The 16173-nt window shown below is 54.8% G+C and carries 14 protein-coding genes; 6 read left to right on the plus strand and 8 right to left on the minus strand.

Annotated features, from left to right (window positions below):
* Window positions 1-450: hypothetical protein (locus JUE67_RS07280; RefSeq protein WP_203626632.1), on the minus strand; the 450-nt coding region annotated here is incomplete at its 3' end.
* Between the two features lie 657 nt (window positions 451-1107).
* Between JUE67_RS07280 and JUE67_RS07285 the strand changes: the two genes are divergently transcribed.
* From JUE67_RS07285 to JUE67_RS07290, 3 genes are all read left to right on the plus strand, one after another.
* Complete coding sequence (locus JUE67_RS07285; protein WP_225877899.1) at window positions 1108-1605, plus strand: recombinase family protein; 498 nt, start codon at window positions 1108-1110, stop codon at window positions 1603-1605.
* Window positions 1606-1719, plus strand: a complete 114-nt coding sequence (locus JUE67_RS12690; RefSeq protein ID WP_225884284.1) for a helix-turn-helix domain-containing protein — start codon at window positions 1606-1608, stop codon at window positions 1717-1719. It begins immediately after the preceding gene.
* 714 nt (window positions 1720-2433) lie between these two features.
* A complete protein-coding gene (locus JUE67_RS07290; protein WP_203626633.1) occupies window positions 2434-3444 on the plus strand; it encodes an aldose epimerase family protein in 1011 nt (336 codons plus the stop codon).
* A gap of 164 nt (window positions 3445-3608) precedes the next feature.
* On the opposite strand, the gene nagE is transcribed toward JUE67_RS07290, so the two are convergent.
* Window positions 3609-5621 carry an N-acetylglucosamine-specific PTS transporter subunit IIBC gene (gene nagE / locus JUE67_RS07295; RefSeq protein WP_203626634.1) on the minus strand — a complete coding sequence of 671 codons (2013 nt, stop codon included), beginning with the start codon at window positions 5619-5621 and terminating at the stop codon, window positions 3609-3611.
* Between the two features lie 450 nt (window positions 5622-6071).
* Here nagE and JUE67_RS07300 point away from each other — a divergent pair, with 450 nt between their 5' ends.
* A complete protein-coding gene (locus tag JUE67_RS07300) occupies window positions 6072-6632 on the plus strand; it encodes a PepSY domain-containing protein (RefSeq protein WP_203626635.1) in 561 nt (186 codons plus the stop codon).
* 63 nt (window positions 6633-6695) lie between these two features.
* Here the strand turns inward: JUE67_RS07300 and JUE67_RS07305 are convergent, their stop codons facing one another.
* Together JUE67_RS07305 and JUE67_RS07310 are read right to left on the minus strand one after the other, a co-directional pair.
* Window positions 6696-7109 (minus strand): NusG domain II-containing protein, encoded by a 414-nt coding sequence (locus JUE67_RS07305; protein ID WP_203626636.1) that lies wholly within the window; start codon window positions 7107-7109, stop codon window positions 6696-6698.
* Between the two features lie 117 nt (window positions 7110-7226).
* A complete protein-coding gene (locus JUE67_RS07310; RefSeq protein ID WP_203626637.1) occupies window positions 7227-8048 on the minus strand; it encodes an acyltransferase domain-containing protein in 822 nt (273 codons plus the stop codon).
* A gap of 151 nt (window positions 8049-8199) precedes the next feature.
* On the opposite strand from JUE67_RS07310, the gene JUE67_RS07315 reads away from it, so the two are divergent.
* Together JUE67_RS07315 and JUE67_RS07320 are read left to right on the plus strand one after the other, a co-directional pair.
* Entirely contained in the window at window positions 8200-8865 is a 666-nt protein-coding gene (locus JUE67_RS07315; RefSeq protein WP_203626638.1) for an SGNH/GDSL hydrolase family protein, read from the plus strand.
* 662 nt (window positions 8866-9527) lie between these two features.
* The gene (locus JUE67_RS07320; protein WP_203626639.1) at window positions 9528-10349 is read left to right on the plus strand and encodes a hypothetical protein; all 822 of its coding nucleotides are present in this window, start codon (window positions 9528-9530) and stop codon (window positions 10347-10349) included.
* 10 nt (window positions 10350-10359) lie between these two features.
* Here JUE67_RS07320 and JUE67_RS07325 read toward each other — a convergent pair whose 3' ends face one another.
* The 4 genes from JUE67_RS07325 to JUE67_RS07340 all read right to left on the minus strand — a co-directional run bounded on the left by JUE67_RS07325 (window position 10360) and on the right by JUE67_RS07340 (window position 16170).
* On the minus strand, window positions 10360-11340 hold the full coding sequence (locus JUE67_RS07325; RefSeq protein ID WP_203637104.1) for an alkaline phosphatase family protein: 981 nt from the start codon (window positions 11338-11340) through the stop codon (window positions 10360-10362).
* Between the two features lie 17 nt (window positions 11341-11357).
* Window positions 11358-12812 carry an arylsulfatase gene (locus JUE67_RS07330; RefSeq protein ID WP_203626641.1) on the minus strand — a complete coding sequence of 485 codons (1455 nt, stop codon included), beginning with the start codon at window positions 12810-12812 and terminating at the stop codon, window positions 11358-11360.
* A gap of 200 nt (window positions 12813-13012) precedes the next feature.
* A complete protein-coding gene (locus JUE67_RS07335) occupies window positions 13013-14476 on the minus strand; it encodes an alpha-L-fucosidase (RefSeq protein ID WP_203626642.1) in 1464 nt (487 codons plus the stop codon).
* A 44-nt stretch (window positions 14477-14520) separates the two neighbouring features.
* The gene (locus tag JUE67_RS07340) at window positions 14521-16170 is read right to left on the minus strand and encodes a DUF4091 domain-containing protein (RefSeq protein ID WP_203626643.1); all 1650 of its coding nucleotides are present in this window, start codon (window positions 16168-16170) and stop codon (window positions 14521-14523) included.
* Between the last annotated feature and the right edge of the window lie 3 nt (window positions 16171-16173).

Genomic DNA, 16173 nt, shown 5'->3' on the forward strand with positions numbered 1-16173 from the left:
AACGTTTTGACCATCCGTTGAGAAATTGATAGATCCTTCTAAGGATGAAGTATCTGTGAGGCCTAGTTGGATCGTTGATGTTCCAGAAATATTGCCTAAAACCTCTAACTGTAATTTGTTGGCCGAATAGGTATATTTTCCGACAACTTTTTGATTAGCATCAAGAATATTAGAATTGCTCGTCTCTTTCAGTTGCTGATTGTTAGAAAAAGATACGCAAACATCCTTATAAATACTTTCATCCGTCGAATTGTTTAATGAAAGTTGCAAATCAATGTCCCGTGAACCAGCAGTTTCCTGGGTTGCCCCCAGAAGTTGAACCTTAGTAGCGTCACCGGCCGCACTGGATGTGGATGTAACAGCTCCCACAACTTGGGCTGATGATTGTAAGAAGAGCAATGATATCAGAATAAAAGAGTACGTCTTCTGAAGTAATTTCCTTTTTTTCATAACTTATAGCCTCTCAAAAATTCACTGTCCAATATAATTAAGAACATCACCATACTATTTGCGTCCGCGTAAACTGCGGTTGGAATAGAGCTGACTTTCCTCATCATTACAATATCTTGATGCTTGAAATAGGCGGGTAAAATTTAGAGTCACTCAATGTATAAACTTCCAACTATAACACTTTAGAAGTGTACCACAAAAGTTGACGTTTTAAAATCTCGTTTTCAAATCCGGATGTAGAATACCTGGAAGAATTCCAAAAAAGAAATGCATTAGGTACGATGAAATATTGCGATCTCCTAAAGCAAGTCACTTTGCCGCAATAGCAGCTGTTCTTGCCGTTGCCGTCGATGAAACCGAGGGTGTCGTTTGCAAACCGTTCTTCTTCAACCGTGGCGACAGTGTGTTTAGATGCGAGGGCGGGCGCAGAGATCCAACGACGAACTTATTGCTAGCACGTTGCCCAGAATTTCCTATTGGCAAGATGCGTTCACTACTCGAATTGATAGATTGAGCTTTTTTTGGGGTACACCCCCCAAAAAAGCAGAGACAGGCGATTTAAATGCAGTTTCAGCTTCCTTTTTGGGTCGTTTTTAATTCAAAATAAGAAATGAATATTGATGTATAAATTGAAACTACGTTTAGAGGTGGCAGTATATGAGGATTGGATATGCAAGTGTTTCAACAACTGATCAAAACCTAGCTAGACAAATTGAGGCTCTATCTAAAGCGAGTGTCGAGAAGATTTTTCGAGAAAAGGCATCTGGTGCAAAGATTGCGAATCGCCTTCAGTTGGTTAAGATGCTAAAATTTATTCGTGAGTCAGACACCGTATACGTTCAGTCATTAGACCGGCTTGGGCGCAACTCAAAAGACCTTTCTTTAATTCTGCAGCGAATTAAAGATGCAGGTGCAAATTTTCAGTCATTGGATTTGCCTGATTTTAGTGCTGTTCCTGACGAAAATTTGCGTAACATGTTGACTAACATTGTTTTAACTGTATGCCAATATCTTGCTGAACAAGAGCGACAGGCAATTAGGGAGCGACAGGCACAAGGTATCAAACTAGCAAAAGAACGCGGTGTTTACCATGGCCGCCCTGTTTTGTACTGTGCTAATAGTCGCAACTCTAAGTATCGACATGATTATAATTAGATAGTTGAATACTTATGCAACGGATGGACCATTTCACAAATACATCGCGAATTAGGCGTTTCAAACAATACCATTTATCGAATTAGATCTGAGATCAATGCGAATAAAAAGTAATTAATTCAAGATTGTTGCGCTGAAAATTAAGTCACACACTTTGTTGTACAATTCTTAAATAGCCAATTTGTAAGTGTTTAACTGTTAAGGCTGATCATTGCTTAAGTAAGCATGAAGTTATTAAGATTGAGGTGTGTATGCGGAATATACATTTAGATAGTGTGAAGCTTCATCGTTTCGACAAAGACAGTAAGTAAGAAATATTTGTATGAATCGGTGAATCTCAAACACGGTAAATATCATGGATGCGTACAGTAAGAGCGTATGTGTGCTTGCGACAAAGAGATGGAGAATTAATAGTGATCTTCTTGTATTTGACTCTAGCATGTATGGGGCAAAGATACCTGTGATAAAAGATATAGAGCCTAATACGCTAGTGATTTGTCAGCGTATTAGGCTCTATATCTGTATTTTGAAGGTGGCACATCCGTGGCACAATCCAACGGTGTATTATTTAATATTATTGAATCCATCTGCGCATAAAAGTGTGATATACCGCAGTTTAATGTTTTAGTCATTTGAGAATAATATTTCCCGGGAAATTTTTGCAACAATTTCGTCCTGGTCGTCCACGCAAAGAGACAGCGAAAATACCGCGAATACTCACATATACCAATTATTGTCAAAAACCGGCCTCGAATCAGCGGTGCGGGATGCAACCGGTTTCCATTCAGGTATAATACAAGGGAACATATATAAAGGAGTCGATCACATATGCAATCATTATTTGGCCAGATAAATGGTCAACCCGTTACCAAATATTCCGTGACGAACGCAAATGGTGTCACACTGTCCTGTTTGTCGTTTGGGGCAACCTGGTATTCGCTCACCGTCCCGACTGACGACGGCCCGCGCGACGTGGTTTTGCACTACCGCACCGCAGAAGAATACGACCAGGCCAGTTCTTTTCTCTGCAAAACAATTGGGCGGACAGCCGGTCGAATCGGCAAAGGCCAGGCGACACTGAACGGCCAGCTCGTTCAGGTCCCGACCAACGAAAACGGCAACACCCTGCACGGCGGCAAGCATGGCCTGCATGACCTCAACTGGGACGGCCGTGCTGAGGGGTCGCGCATTATTTTCACCTGCCACATGCCAAGCAGTGTGGACGGCTACCCGGGCGATCTGGACGCGCAGGTCGAATACCTGCTCGACGATAACGATACCGTCACGATCAGCTACAGCGCCACCGCCAGCGAGGACACGCTGTGGAACCCGACTTGCCACATCTACTTCAACCTTGATGGCGCAGACAACACGATCAACGCGCAGGACATGCAGGTGCTTTCCGATCAGCGGCTTGAACTCGATGAGGCAAAAATTCCGACTGGCAACCTTCTGCCACTGGCGGACACCCCGTATGACTTCAAGGCTCCGGCCAACCTCGGCGCCGCGATCGACGGCCTGCAGGATATTGACGAAAAAGGCATCGATGATGTCTATGTGATCAGCGAGCACGAGGAAAACGACCCTGTTTGCACCCTGTGGTCCAGCGACAAAAAGGTGAGTGTCGCGCTCACCTCCCCGCGCAATGGGCTTGTCGTCTACTCCGGCAATCACTTCGAGGCTGCGGACGACTTGGAAGGCTATGAAGGCCGTCCATACGTCGGCATCGCCGTTGAAGCCCAGACCCTGCCAACCGCCGCAACAGACGACTCTGGCACCATCAAGCTGGCCGCAGACGAACAGCGGGATGACTGGATCTCATATAAATTTACTTTTTAAAAAAGGCGTGGGACAGGGAGCCCGAGATCCCGGGATCTTCCAGTCTTCTCCGCACCATTTCGCCATCCAAATGCGCAAAAAAACAGGCAGCAGCCGCGTCACCTCGGTGTTTTCCACCAGTGTGATGCGGCGCTGCCTGTTTTTTTCTTCTATTATAGTAGTGGTTACTTCGTGGTAGTGCTCAGCACCAGTGTCTCAGCTGTGGCATCGCCGACAGCCTTGAACTTCATAATGCCGACCGCGTCCATGTTGGTGATGATCACAATCATCGGCGTCTTCTTGCCTGCCGCGACGATCGCGTCCAGATCCGCGATCGCGACCACGTCACCATGCTTAACGGTTTGGCCAACTTCGACTTTGACATCGAACGGCGCGCCCTTCAGCTCCACGGTATCGATGCCCATGTGAAGCAGGACTTCCAGGCCCGCATCGGTCTTGAAGCCGATCGCGTGCTTGGTTGGGAAGACTGCTTCGATCGTCCCGTCAACAGGCGCGGTGATCGTACCATTTGCCGGATCGATGGCAAAGCCGTCACCCAACATCTTTTGGGCAAAGGTCGGATCTGGTACATCGGCGAGATCCATGACGTGACCTTCTGCGACGCTGTAGAAGTTCTCAGTGACATCACGCTTGATGCCGGCTGGGACGTCCGCAACAGGTGCTGCAGGCGTTGCATCGGCGGCGGCATCCTTGTCCGCAGTCGCGCCGCCCTGCAACGTGGCCAGCGGCGTCTTCGCATTTTCCAACTTGCTCAAGGCATCCGCAACGAATTGAACTTCGGTGCCGATGATGATCTGCAGGTTGTGATCATCGATCTTGTTGACGCCAGCCGCACCGGAATGCTTGATGGCGCCTTCGTTGATCTTGTTGGTATCAGAAAGTTGCAGACGCAACCGGGTCGTGCAGTTGTCGACCTCGGTCAGGTTTTCAAATCCACCCAAAGCGGCGTAGATCTGCTTGGCTTGACGCATATATTTGTCATCTTCGGCGGCGGCGGTGATGATCGGTTCGTCATCGGCGCTGTCATCGATGGCTTCACAGCCTGGGGTCATCAGGTTGAACTTCTTGATCGCCCAGTTGAAGCCGAAGTAGTAAATGACGGCCATCACAAGCCCTTGCAAGATCAGCATGTACGGCTGGTTCGCGATCGGGTTCTTGAAGCTCAGCACGAAATCGACCAAGCCGGCGGAAAACGCGAAGCCAGCGGTCCAATGCATGAATGCGGCAAAGGCCAGGGACAGGCCAGTGAAGATCGCGTGAATCACGTACAGCGGCCATGCGACAAACATGAAGGAGAACTCAAGCGGTTCGGTGACACCGGTGAAGAATGAGGCAAACGCCCCGGCCAACATCAGGGAGCCGACTTCCTTTTTCCGCTCAGGCCGCGCGTTCTTGTAGATCGCATACGCGCCAGCCGGCAGACCAAACATCATGACTGGGAAAAAGCCAGCCTGGAACATCCCGGTGACCCCTTTTGGCCCCTGGGACGCGAGGAACTTGCCGATATCGTTGATGCCGGCGACGTCGAACCAAAAAACAGAGTTCAGCGCCTGATGCAGGCCGGTCGGAATCAGCAAGCGGTTGAAGAACCCGTACAGGCCAGCCCCGACTGCGCCGAGTTTGACGATGCTTTCGCCAAATGCGACCAATGCGGAGTAAACTGGCGGCCAAACAACGAACAACACGGCAGACACGGCCATCATCACAAACGCTGAAATGATCGGCACCGCGCGCTTGCCGCTGAAGAACGACAAGGCCATTGGCAATTTCACTTCATGGAATCGGTTGTACAGCGCCGCGGCGATGACCCCGGCCATGATCCCGATGAAAACATTGGTGATCTGATTGAACGCCGGGTTAACGGCGGTCACTTTAACGCCGGTGAACACCGCAATGTTGTCCGGCTTCAACACATTAACTGGCACTTCAAAGGCGACCAGCCCGGCAAACGCCGCGGCTCCGTCTTTATCTTTGGCCATGCCAAGCGCAACGCCCACTGCGAAAAGAATTGGCAGCTGGTTGAGAATAGCAAGTCCACCCTGAAGCAAGAAGTTGGCGATCGAGTTAGGCCCAAAAGAGAGCCAGTAGTTCGCGATGCCGACCAACAGCGCGGCTGCTGGCAAAACGGCGACTGGCAGCTGCAAAGAGCGGCCGAGTCGTTGCATGTATGACTTCATGTTTATCCCCCCAAATATAAATTAAATAATGCAATCGCTTTCCAAAAGCGCAATCAAAAGGCGGTCATGTAAGCATTTTCGAGTTTACAGGGCGAACGAAAAAAACACAACCCCTCAGCGTTTGGTCTACACCAATTATGAGAAAGCGCTGACGCGGTCCTTGTTGGTTGGTCTATGCCAATGAATGCGATACCAGTCGCCTTTAGCCGGTTTTCGTGCGTAATTGGCCCGTGTTGCGATAACAAATGAAAAAAATATTGGTCAGCTTTGACCGGCGATCATGCCCCATATCCGGCGGGATCACCTTCGTCACTGCATACCAATTAACGCGGGAGGACTGCTGCGATTTTTCCTGAGGCCTCTATCTTTGCCTGGCGCCGGCCTGTTATGATGAGACAAGCGGCTAAATTTGCCGCTCGCACCGCCCCCACGAAAAGGAGCGATAATATAATGAAAAAAATAGCGATCCTAACGCTGGTCGCCTTGTGTCTCGTGGCGACAGGTTGCCAGCAATCGACCACCAAGACCCATCCGGCCACGACGACCAGTTCCGCCGCCCCGACTTCCGTGGATGCCGCGGCGCCGGATGTGACGCTGCACGAAGCCTGGACGACCTTACTGCGCCAACATGGCGAGATCGCCGTGACCCAGGTAAAACTGGCAGATGGGCATTACACGCTGATCGGCCAAGATGCGAGCCGGGAGATCGAGTTGACGATCGACGCCACCTCGGGGAAAGTCCTGAAAACAGCCTCCGAGGAGATCACCGAAGATGAGCTTGACGACGACCGCGACGCCGTGATCGAGCGACAAAATCTCCTGACCCAGAGCAAGGCCGTTGCCGCCGCCACGCCCCATGCGACTGGCAAGCTGACCAGTTGGGAGATCGAAGAAGACAGTGGCCGCATGGTGTGGGAACTTCAATTCAAAGACGGGAACAAAGAGACCGAGGTCCAGCTCGACGCCTACAACGGAACCGTGCTTGGCGTCGACGAAGATGAAGACGACTGACCGTCCCAAACTAGGGGCCATACAAAAAGGCAACGCACGCCGCGTTGCCTTTTTACGTCTCGTTTAAGGTTGGACAAGTCCCCCTGCATTCGGGTCGTCACCTGCCTGAATCATAATGATCAATTTATGCGGCAGACAGATGCTTTGCTGCCCAGGTTTCGAGATCCAACTGGTGTGGACCGCGATCTGATCTGGCGTGTTATCCTCTTTATCCCGGATTCGCGCGCCGTCAACTTCGATCACATTGTATTGGCCCGGCGCCGGATGCAGGGTGAATTGCGTGTGCGGTGTTTGCCTGCCCAGCTTGATGCGACGGACCTCCTGCCCATCGATCGAGATCACGGCGATCAGGTTTGAGGAAGGCTGAGCGGCTTGCTGGCGAGACCAGAGCCACCATGGCAAAAAACACAGCGGAATCAGGACGGCCAACAGCACATAATCAAATGGCCGCGTGTAATGCCTCAACCAATGGCGCATGCGTCCCGCCTCCTCATATCGTAATCAGTACGATATAAATAGTAGCACGTGCCTCATCGCTCGCCAACCACTTGCGACAAAACAAAAGGCGACCCCCTTCAAAGAGTCGCCCATTAATTACCGATCGATCGCCGTTTGCCGCAGCCTACCAACCCCGACACCAAGTTTGCCACCCTTCAACAGAAAGGTCTTCAGATTCCGCTGCAGGGTCGTGTGCTCCGGCCAGTCGATCAAGGCCGCTTTGGTGCGACCAAACACCCACTTGCGCACATCCTCATGGGACAGATCCGTGGCGATCACCTCAAAGTCATCCTGAAACTGGCGAATTTTCGATTCAGGCGGCAGGACCTCCGCCAGCCCTGGGGCCATCAACCAAGAATGGCATTCATAGGACTTCGCAGCATCACCCGGGAAATAATCGGTAAAGAAATCGCGGGCCGCGCGATAAGAGGCCTGCCGTGACGCGGTGCGCAGATCCGCATCGTTTGGAATGTGGACCTGAATCGCCGTCTCGGTGCGCTCATACTCAAACGCGCCGAGCCGAAATTCACGCAGAGTCAGCTGCCGAATCGGCCACTGCAGATCATAGGGTGCCACGTCGATCGTCTGAGCGTCACTTTGCAGGATCCGCGTGAAAAAGCGCATGGTCGCATCGTAGATCGGCATACTGATGCCACGATGCGCATACCCATTGTGCGCCAGCGCCGCCAGTTTCAGTAGCGCATAATAGCGTCCTCCAAAGCCCTCGCCACGTCCATCCCAGGGGGTCAGCTGGGTTGCCAATTCCTGATCAGTTTGCCAGTTTGCCAACGCATCCAATTGCCCCTGCCAATAGGGTTCGTCATACTCAAAAGCGTACCGCGCGTCCATTTCGGTCATGGCCAGCGCGATCGGTTTTGGGGTTTGAATGTGGGACATCAATGATTGAAGGGTGATCATGGCTTGCCTCCTTACATGCACCGTTATTTTACGCCATCCAGGCCGGTGGAAAACAGTTTCTGGCAATTTCTCATCGAGTCTTTTCTTTTTTGCCATCCAGTGAGAAGATACCGGTGAAGCGTTTACAAATACAAACTTGGAGATGAGTTTTTTGCTTTTTAAAAAGAACACGAAACTTGTATTGACGGGCGATTCTGTCACTGATTTTGGCCGCGACCGGAATGGGTGGCCGGGCACCGAGCCATCATTGGGCACCGGCTACCCGCGTGTGATCTCCGCTGAGCTGGCGGCAGTCTATCCCGAGCTCAAGATCCTGACCATCAACCGCGGTGTCTCCGGCGACACGACTAACGAGCTGGTCGCCCGCTACCAGGCGGATGTCTTGGACCTACATCCAGATGTCGTCTCGATCTTGATCGGGGTCAACGATGTGTGGCGCCATTTCGACAGCACCTTCCTGCATCCCACCGACCTTGTTGACTTACCGCTATACCGCGAGCATTACCAATGGCTGATCGACCAATCGAAAGCGGCCGGCGCCCAGGTCTTAGTCATGAGTCCCTTCTTCTTTGAGGCCAATCACAACGATCCGATGCGGAAAATGGTCGACGAATTCACAGCCGCGGCCAAGGAGCTCGCTGCGACCAACGATCTGCTTTACATCGATATTCAAGCGCGCATCGATGCGTATCTAAAAAACAATTCGCCGTACCTGCTCACGCCAGATCGGGTCCATCCGAATTACATCGGTCACACCCTGGTCGCCAACGAATGGCTGCATGCGATCGGCTTTGATGCCGACCACCGGCAGGACTGATCCACACCTAAATCGACAAGCACAACGAAAAAAAGCTGAGACCAGACGATCGGTCTCAGCTTTTTTGGTGTCTTCTCGCGGCGGCGCACAGGAGCCGCCGTTTCGAGGGCACAGCAAACAGGCCGAAGTCTCCTCCGACCTGCCAAATTTTAGGTTGGATCCCTTTCCCTCTTCATTTTCGAGATTCCTCCCGTCGGTGTTAGGGAACTTATTCAGTTTGAAATGCAGGTGGTACATTTTTCCGGTGCCTTTCAGCACTGGGTCCGTTTAGCCCTTTGGGTTACCCCCTTACTGCAGGTAACCGTCATTGCGTCGCTCGGGGTGGGTCGCGGGTTGTCTCCCGCCGGACTGACCGACGCTGGGAGAGAACTCGTGGCCAGCTCCTCCACGCCTCTCAGTGTCGAAATGAGTATAACGCAAGAAAACGTTCTCGTCAACGGTTTTGTGAACCTATTTTGGCCCATTTTTGTAAAATATTTGTAACTAGTTGAATGTCGATCATCGCCCGAACGACCAGAAAATCAAAGCATTTTACCGGGTTCAAGGCCTGCATCCTAGATACTCATCTGATTTTCGATTTATACAAATTTCACAAGCCAAATTACGTGACAAATAACAATATTCGGTCTAAACTTTTGGCAAACTGGAAAGGAATGACCAAAATGGCGACCCCAAAACAGATCATCACGTTGTATGGCTGGGTTCTTGGCATCGTTAAAGCGGACATGATCGATCCTATGACCAGTCAAGTTACAAGCGACGTCTTTTTAGAGATCGGTGCCGACTGGATGCAAGCTGGGCGGGACGAGCCGCGCCTTCCAATCGACTCGATCATCGTCTATGTCGCCGTCACCCCCGCCGTTCTTCGGACGGAGATCTTCAGGTTGGATATCGGCGGGATGAACAGCTTTACCGGTAAAGTCTCGACAGGCTACCTATCAGTTTCAATGCCACAGACCAAATGGCGGCTGACGCACCAAGCAAGAACAGCAAAAGAATTGACGCGCATGGAAGCCAGCTGGCTCGGCCGGCTCAAGAAGTCAAAAGACCTGTCCCCACACGATCTCGCTCGGCTTGATGGGCTCTATCTCCGTTTCAAAAAATCCGAGCTGACCCTCGACCAACTCTATGATCTCCAAACGAAGATCACCAAGCCGTACCGAGGCGGTCTCGCACACGAGTTGGTCGCAAAACGGCGGGCCGAGCTCGGCCTCATCGAAGTGGATGATGCCAAAAACGGTGCCCCGGTGCCACTATTACTCAACACCAAGCCTGGCGACTGGCGCTATCAGGCAAAACTCGATGGGTGGGTAGATCCACATTTCTTTGAGGAATCGAATCTCGACTACGAGACCAAGCTTGCCCATCTATTCGAGCGGCTGCAGGGCGAGGCCACTTACCGCGCGCGCAATCATGTCCCATTTTTCGAAGAAGATGATCTGCCGCCCGATCTTGCGCAACATCATTTTCAGCCGCAAAGTTAACTGCGCGACATCAACTCAGAGGCGCATCTCCCGCTGACACCGGTTTGTTGCAGACCAGCCAAGTTGTGCGCTCCTCGACGGTCTGGCCGCCATGGTTGCAGCCGAGCCCGCCGTGATCGGTGGTCAAAATGATCAGCCAATCCTCCTGCGCCCGATTTGGCCGCTGGCGAATCGTCTCCAGCAACTGATACGCCATTTCATCTTCGTCCCGCAGCCCGTCGACATACCGGTAATTGGTGTTGCCAAAGCCGGTCTCATGGCCGTTATGGTCGGTGCCTTCCAGTGTGCAAAAGACCACATCGCACTCATCCGCAGCCCCAGCCGTCAGACAACGACGCACTTGCGCGAACGTCCCGCGATCATCCGCTTCTTCAATAAACCGCATCGGAATGGCCGGATGCGCTTTGAGATAGGCGATCTCGTCGACATAATTGACGTGAAAATGATCCGGCCAGGAGGCGACAAAGGCGCTCCGCAGCCCTGTCTCGGCGGCCTGCAGCATAAACGTCTTGGCGGAAATGTGCTTGGCGACCCCGCTTTTCGTCATGCCGTGGTCCACGCCCCAGCGTCCCGTGGTGATCGAGGCCCAGCCCGGGGCAGTACTGGTCTCCTGTTCGGTGGCCGTGCCCCGGATGCCGCCCGCAAAGGTCAGATACACGTGTGCACCGGCCGCGACCTCACTGCTGATGCCGCTACAGACTGGGCTTGGCGCGTGGCCGCTAAAATAGGTCGTTGAGGCGGCCGACTGTGGCGCATTGGCCGGAAGAATGTTGACGAGGGCATCGGCCCGCGCGCCATCATACCCGATCAGCGCCACTTTTTTGCGCCGGCCATCCGCACTGGGCGCCTGCAGAAACGCCATCACGAATTGACCGATCCGCTTCTGCGGCAGGGCCGTCGCCACTGTATTTTCCCAAAATGGGTACGTCGAAACGGCATCCAGATACGCCTGCCCCGCCGAGGTCACAGCAGTTCCATTTTCGTCACTCAACTCTGTTTTTTCCTTTCTCATTGCCCCGTCTGTCCCAGCACCGCGTGAATGTTCTCGACCGGCACCTGCACGAGCTGGCCGTCTTGCACAAAGCCTTCCTCACGTCCAGTCAGGGCCGTCACCAGCTGCGCATGATAATCGGCGAAAATTTTCTGTGCCGCCGGATCACGGCTCAGGTCATGCCTTTCGTCAGGATCGGCGTCCCGGTCAAACAGCTGAAACACGTCGCGTACCGGAAACCAGATCAATTTCCAGCGCGGACCCACGATGAATTGGCTCGAGTCCGCGCCGAGGGCATGCTCGCCATGAAAGGTCTGCCGCCAGTCCACATTTTCGCCAAACAGGAGTGGCTTCACCGAGCGCCCATCCACGCCGGCCACCGCGTCGCCGCTTGCCAGGTCCACCAGCGACGGGAAAATATCCTGAAGCAACACGAGCTCCGGCACAGTACGGCGCGCGCCGGCCAAGAGCCCGCCTGCATTGTACAAAAAAGACGGAACATGGATGCTGCCTTGGTATGGATAGCCTTTGCGAAAAAGTCGGTGTTCACCGAGTTGATCGCCGTGGTCCGACACAAACCAGATCAGGGTGTCCCCCAGCGCGTCGAATTCGCCCAGCGCGGTCATGAAGCGGCTAAGCTGATGGTCGATCTGGGTGACCAGCCCCAGATAAGCCGCAACCATCCGCCGTTCGTCATCGTCTTTCAAGGTGCCGTCCATGGCCTCGATGTCGGGCACCCCGCCGGTTGGGGCCTCCCAGTCGCCAAGATGCAGATCGAGCTTGGCCGGCAGCCTGTCCATGTATATGTCAAAATAGTAAGCCGGTGGATCCAGCGGCGCGTGTGGTTTTTCAAACGACATCTTGAGGAAAAACGGTACGGTCGGATCGCGGCGCTGCAAAAATTTGATCGACTCAGAGACGACCCAATTCGTTGGATGCAGCTGCTCCGCATAGGGCCACGGCCGCGCCTCCCAGCTATTGCAGCCGATGCCATCGTCGGTCAGATCGGCCCCCGTACCCAGTTCGCCTTTGAGAAACGCGAGATAGTCATCCCCATTTTCAAACTGAGCACCGTATGCTTGGCCGTATTTGCGCTGAACATGCAGATAGCCATCGTGAAGTAGCACGTGATCATAGCCGAGCCGGGCGCGCGGCGGATAAACATGCATCTTGCCGACGCATTCCGTCTGATAGCCGCGATCGCGAAACGCCTGGGGCAGCGTCTGCGCGTAGTCCCAAGGCACCCGGTCCTGATACCCAACGCGGCCGGTGTGATCGGCATCCAGGCCTGTCAGTAGCGACGCCCGCGCCGGCACACAGGTCGGGGTGGCCGAATACATGTTTTGAAAATTGACCCCGCTGGCCGCCATGGAATCAAGCGTCGGCGTACTGGCAAAGTGGGTGGCCTCATTGAGTGCCAATGCCTCTGCGCGCATTTGGTCCACCACGATCAGGATCACATTCGGTTTCATTTGCCGTTTCCTTTCCGCGTCGCCAGGGCGCTTAGCCGAGGCGGGCGCCTCACCCTTATACGCGAGCCTCCACACCCTATAGTTGGGTTCCGGCTCGCAGGGGTGGGACATTTAGCTGACCCAGGCACTCGATGGCAAGGGGCGCCATCAAGCACCCAGGCCAGGCTAACTGCCCACCCCAATACGCGAGCCTCCACACCCTACAATCGTGCCACCCGCGCTTCCATCAAAGTCGGCGCGGCGCGAAACGCGGTGAAGCTGATCTTCACGGCACTGGTCTCAACGTCCTCAAAGCGCAAGATTCGACAATTGCCGATCGTCGTTGCGCGCGTCAGCTCATGCCACCCATCCGCCTGCAGGGCCATCACGACAAAGGCCTCGACGCGTTGCCCCCGGCTGATGGCTTCGCGCAGGGTCAGCGTGTTGACCCGCACCGGTTGCGCCCAAGTCAGCGTCACGGCAGGATTCGCATCATCCGGCGCCGCCTCCCAGGCCTGCTGAGCGGCCGGGGCGTCACCTACATCCCCAAAAATCGCAGCCGCAGCGTCACCTGCCCCGCCCGTGATCGCAAAGGGCGCCACAGAACTGGTCGCCGCCACCACGGCCGCCCCGCTCACATCCGGGTCAGTTAGCTGGGCAATTTTTTTACCGACCGCAACCAGCGCCGCCTGATCCGCGTCGCCGAACCGGCCGTGGCGATTCAGCGGCACATTCGACAAGAGTGCCGCGTTGCCGCCGACCGCCTTGCAGTACAGGTCAAACAACTCATCGCCCGAGCGCACCTGGGCGTCTTGGGCTTCATGGAAAAACCAACCCGGCCGGATCGACGTGTCGACCTCCGCCGGATACCACACGAGCGGCCCGTCATAATCGGCCAAGGCGGTGCGACTGCCGAGGTCATCATCGGTGGACTTGAACTGGCGCGAAAACGCGGCATCATCGCGTTGCTGCGACAGCGCGGCAACCCGCTCGGCTTCCCTGAGCGCAGCCGGCACCACGCTCCACTCGCTGGCCCGGGTGTGGCCCGCTTCGTTGCCGATCCAGCGCACATCGGGGCCGCTGACGGCGATCACCGCATTTGGCTGCAGCGTCCGCATCACCTGGTAATACCGGTCCCAGTCATAGACCTGATGCTTGCCGTTTGGACCCTCACCGTTTGCCCCATCGAGCCAGATCTCAAACAGCGACCCGTAATTGCTGAGCAGCTCCGTCAGTTGAGCGACATACAGGTCATCATAGGCCTTGCCCTGCCCATACACCGCTGCGTGACGGTCCCATGGCGACAGATACACGCCGAACTGCATCTGATGTCGCGCGCAGGCATCCGCAAACAGCCGCACCACATCTCCGCGGCCGTTTTGCCAGGGACTGGCCGCCACGGAATGCGTCGTCGTTTTCGTCGGCCATAGGCAATAGCCGTCGTGGTGCTTACACGTCAGAATCAGCCCGCGCATGTGTGCCGCCTGCATCGCAGCCACAGCGCGGTCGGCGGCGGCTGCGTCGAGTCCCGTAGGATCAAACAGCGCGGGGTCTTCCGTGCCATCGCCCCATTCGCGATCGGTCATCGTGTTCATGCCAAAATGGATAAAGCCGTAAAAGCCGAGCTGCTGCCAGGCAAGCTGGCGGGGGCTGGGGGTCACGTTGATCGCTTCAGCTAATTTCATATCGGGTCACTCCTTTTTTTGGCTTCAGCTAATTTCATCACGGGTCACTTCTTATTGTGGGCAAGCACCGCTGCGGCCAAGGACGCAACGGCTTTTTCATGCAGGCGGGTCAGCCAGCCCGCATCGGGTGGGTAATCGTCAAATTGCGGGACCATGCCGGCGGTCGCGTCGATCAATTGCTCGACAAACGGCCGGCCCTTGAGCGCTTCGAGTTGCTGCAAAACGGCGAGGTCGCCAAAGCCCAGCCGCTGCACCTCGTTGCGCAGGCTGTTCAGCGGCTGGCCATCCGCCCCCGGATACACGAGAAACGGGTCGCCGGATGGAAAGGCCCCGCCGGCATCGGTCACGGCAAACGGATCGATTGGCCGCGTGGAAAGCTGCGCGTTGTAGAAGTTGAAGCCCCAGTGTAAAAAGCCCTGAATCTGATGACGATACAGCAGCACCCCGAGCACCCGGTTGTCATAACTGCGCAAGGCGAAAAAGCGATTCGGCACCGCCGTTGACTGGGCGCAACAATAATACGTCCACAGTGGCGCCGCGTCAGCCGCCAAAAACGGCGCCAGGGCATCATCGGCGACAACGGGATGCGGCACCAACCCATTTTCATAAAAGCGGACATCCGACAGCGCATCGATCACCTGCAAGCCGTCCAGCAGATCCGCGACCTGCGCGCGGGCCGCCCGATACCCGTCCTCTGTCGACGCGTTGGGTTCATCGGCCAGGTGGAAAAATAGGTGGTCACGGTCATAGCCTTCCTCGGCCAGCACCGCCAAGAGTGGGGGCAACAAGGCCTGTAAAAACGCGCGATACGCCGGCGCGGTACTCGGCACATGCCAGCCAAACAGCGCGGTGCCGGCCGTATCCGTGATGGTTGGCGTCGCCTGCGCGCCCCACTGGGTAAATAAAGGCGGCATTTCCAGATACGAAAACCCACTTTGCTGGGCCAGTTGACACCATTTTCGCAGGCGCGACCACTCAAACCGATATGGCATCCCCGGCAGGATCTGCACCAGCTGCACATTGGTCCGCGTTGCCCCCACCGCCGTATCCAGAGGCGGCGTGAAGATAGGCGTCAAAAGCGTGTCCATCAGTGCCTCGTCATGCGCAAACGCCATGAAATTGGCAATGATCGCCCATAACCGCGGCGTATAAGGCGCCTCGTGATAATAATCCGCCAGGCAATCCACCGAGAACCATTCCGTATGATGCAGGCGCGGCGGCTGGGCGACCACCGAAGCCACGGTCAGCGGCACCGTTTGGGCAAACACGATCTGTCCGCTGACCGTTTCAGTCAGCGTGATCGTCACGTCATGCCTTCCCGGTGTCAGAGACCCTGTCGGAATTTTCAACCACAGCGTCCGCACTTGGCCGTGATACGCGCGCACCGGCCCGGTCAGCGGCGTCAACAGATCCGGAAACAGCCCCGGCGTCGTGCGCAAATAGCGGGCGTCCGGATGCGGCCAGGTCGGCAGCTGGGACGGCACCTGGTTGATCTCAAAGCACTGCGCCGGCAGCTTGGTCGCCAGCGTCAGTTCCGAAAAGCTCGCATCGTCATCGCGCAGGCGCTGGTACGCCAGCTGAAGCACCAAGGGCTCGCCTTGCAAAACGGTCTGCGGCGCGGCGACCCAAGCGTCCGGCACCTCATCGGCAAATACTTTGGTCAAGGGGTCGACCAAGCAAATCTGATAATCCATTTC

Origin of the sequence: Lacticaseibacillus mingshuiensis, from assembly GCF_016861785.1 — a bacterium.
Lineage (GTDB): Bacteria > Bacillota > Bacilli > Lactobacillales > Lactobacillaceae > Lacticaseibacillus > Lacticaseibacillus mingshuiensis.

Bases quoted from the DNA above. Each gene is read 5' to 3' on its own strand.
- JUE67_RS07285 (WP_225877899.1), top strand. From the start codon at position 1,108: ATGAGGATTGGATATGCAAGTGTTTCAACAACTGATCAAAACCTAGCT.
- JUE67_RS07290 (WP_203626633.1), top strand. From the start codon at position 2,434: ATGCAATCATTATTTGGCCAGATAAATGGTCAACCCGTTACCAAATAT.
- nagE (WP_203626634.1), bottom strand. From the start codon at position 5,621: ATGAAGTCATACATGCAACGACTCGGCCGCTCTTTGCAGCTGCCAGTC.
- JUE67_RS07300 (WP_203626635.1), top strand. From the start codon at position 6,072: ATGAAAAAAATAGCGATCCTAACGCTGGTCGCCTTGTGTCTCGTGGCG.
- JUE67_RS07305 (WP_203626636.1), bottom strand. From the start codon at position 7,109: ATGCGCCATTGGTTGAGGCATTACACGCGGCCATTTGATTATGTGCTG.
- JUE67_RS07310 (WP_203626637.1), bottom strand. From the start codon at position 8,048: ATGATCACCCTTCAATCATTGATGTCCCACATTCAAACCCCAAAACCG.
- JUE67_RS07320 (WP_203626639.1), top strand. From the start codon at position 9,528: ATGGCGACCCCAAAACAGATCATCACGTTGTATGGCTGGGTTCTTGGC.
- JUE67_RS07330 (WP_203626641.1), bottom strand. From the start codon at position 12,812: ATGAAACCGAATGTGATCCTGATCGTGGTGGACCAAATGCGCGCAGAG.
- JUE67_RS07335 (WP_203626642.1), bottom strand. From the start codon at position 14,476: ATGAAATTAGCTGAAGCGATCAACGTGACCCCCAGCCCCCGCCAGCTT.
- JUE67_RS07340 (WP_203626643.1), bottom strand. From the start codon at position 16,170: ATGGATTATCAGATTTGCTTGGTCGACCCCTTGACCAAAGTATTTGCC.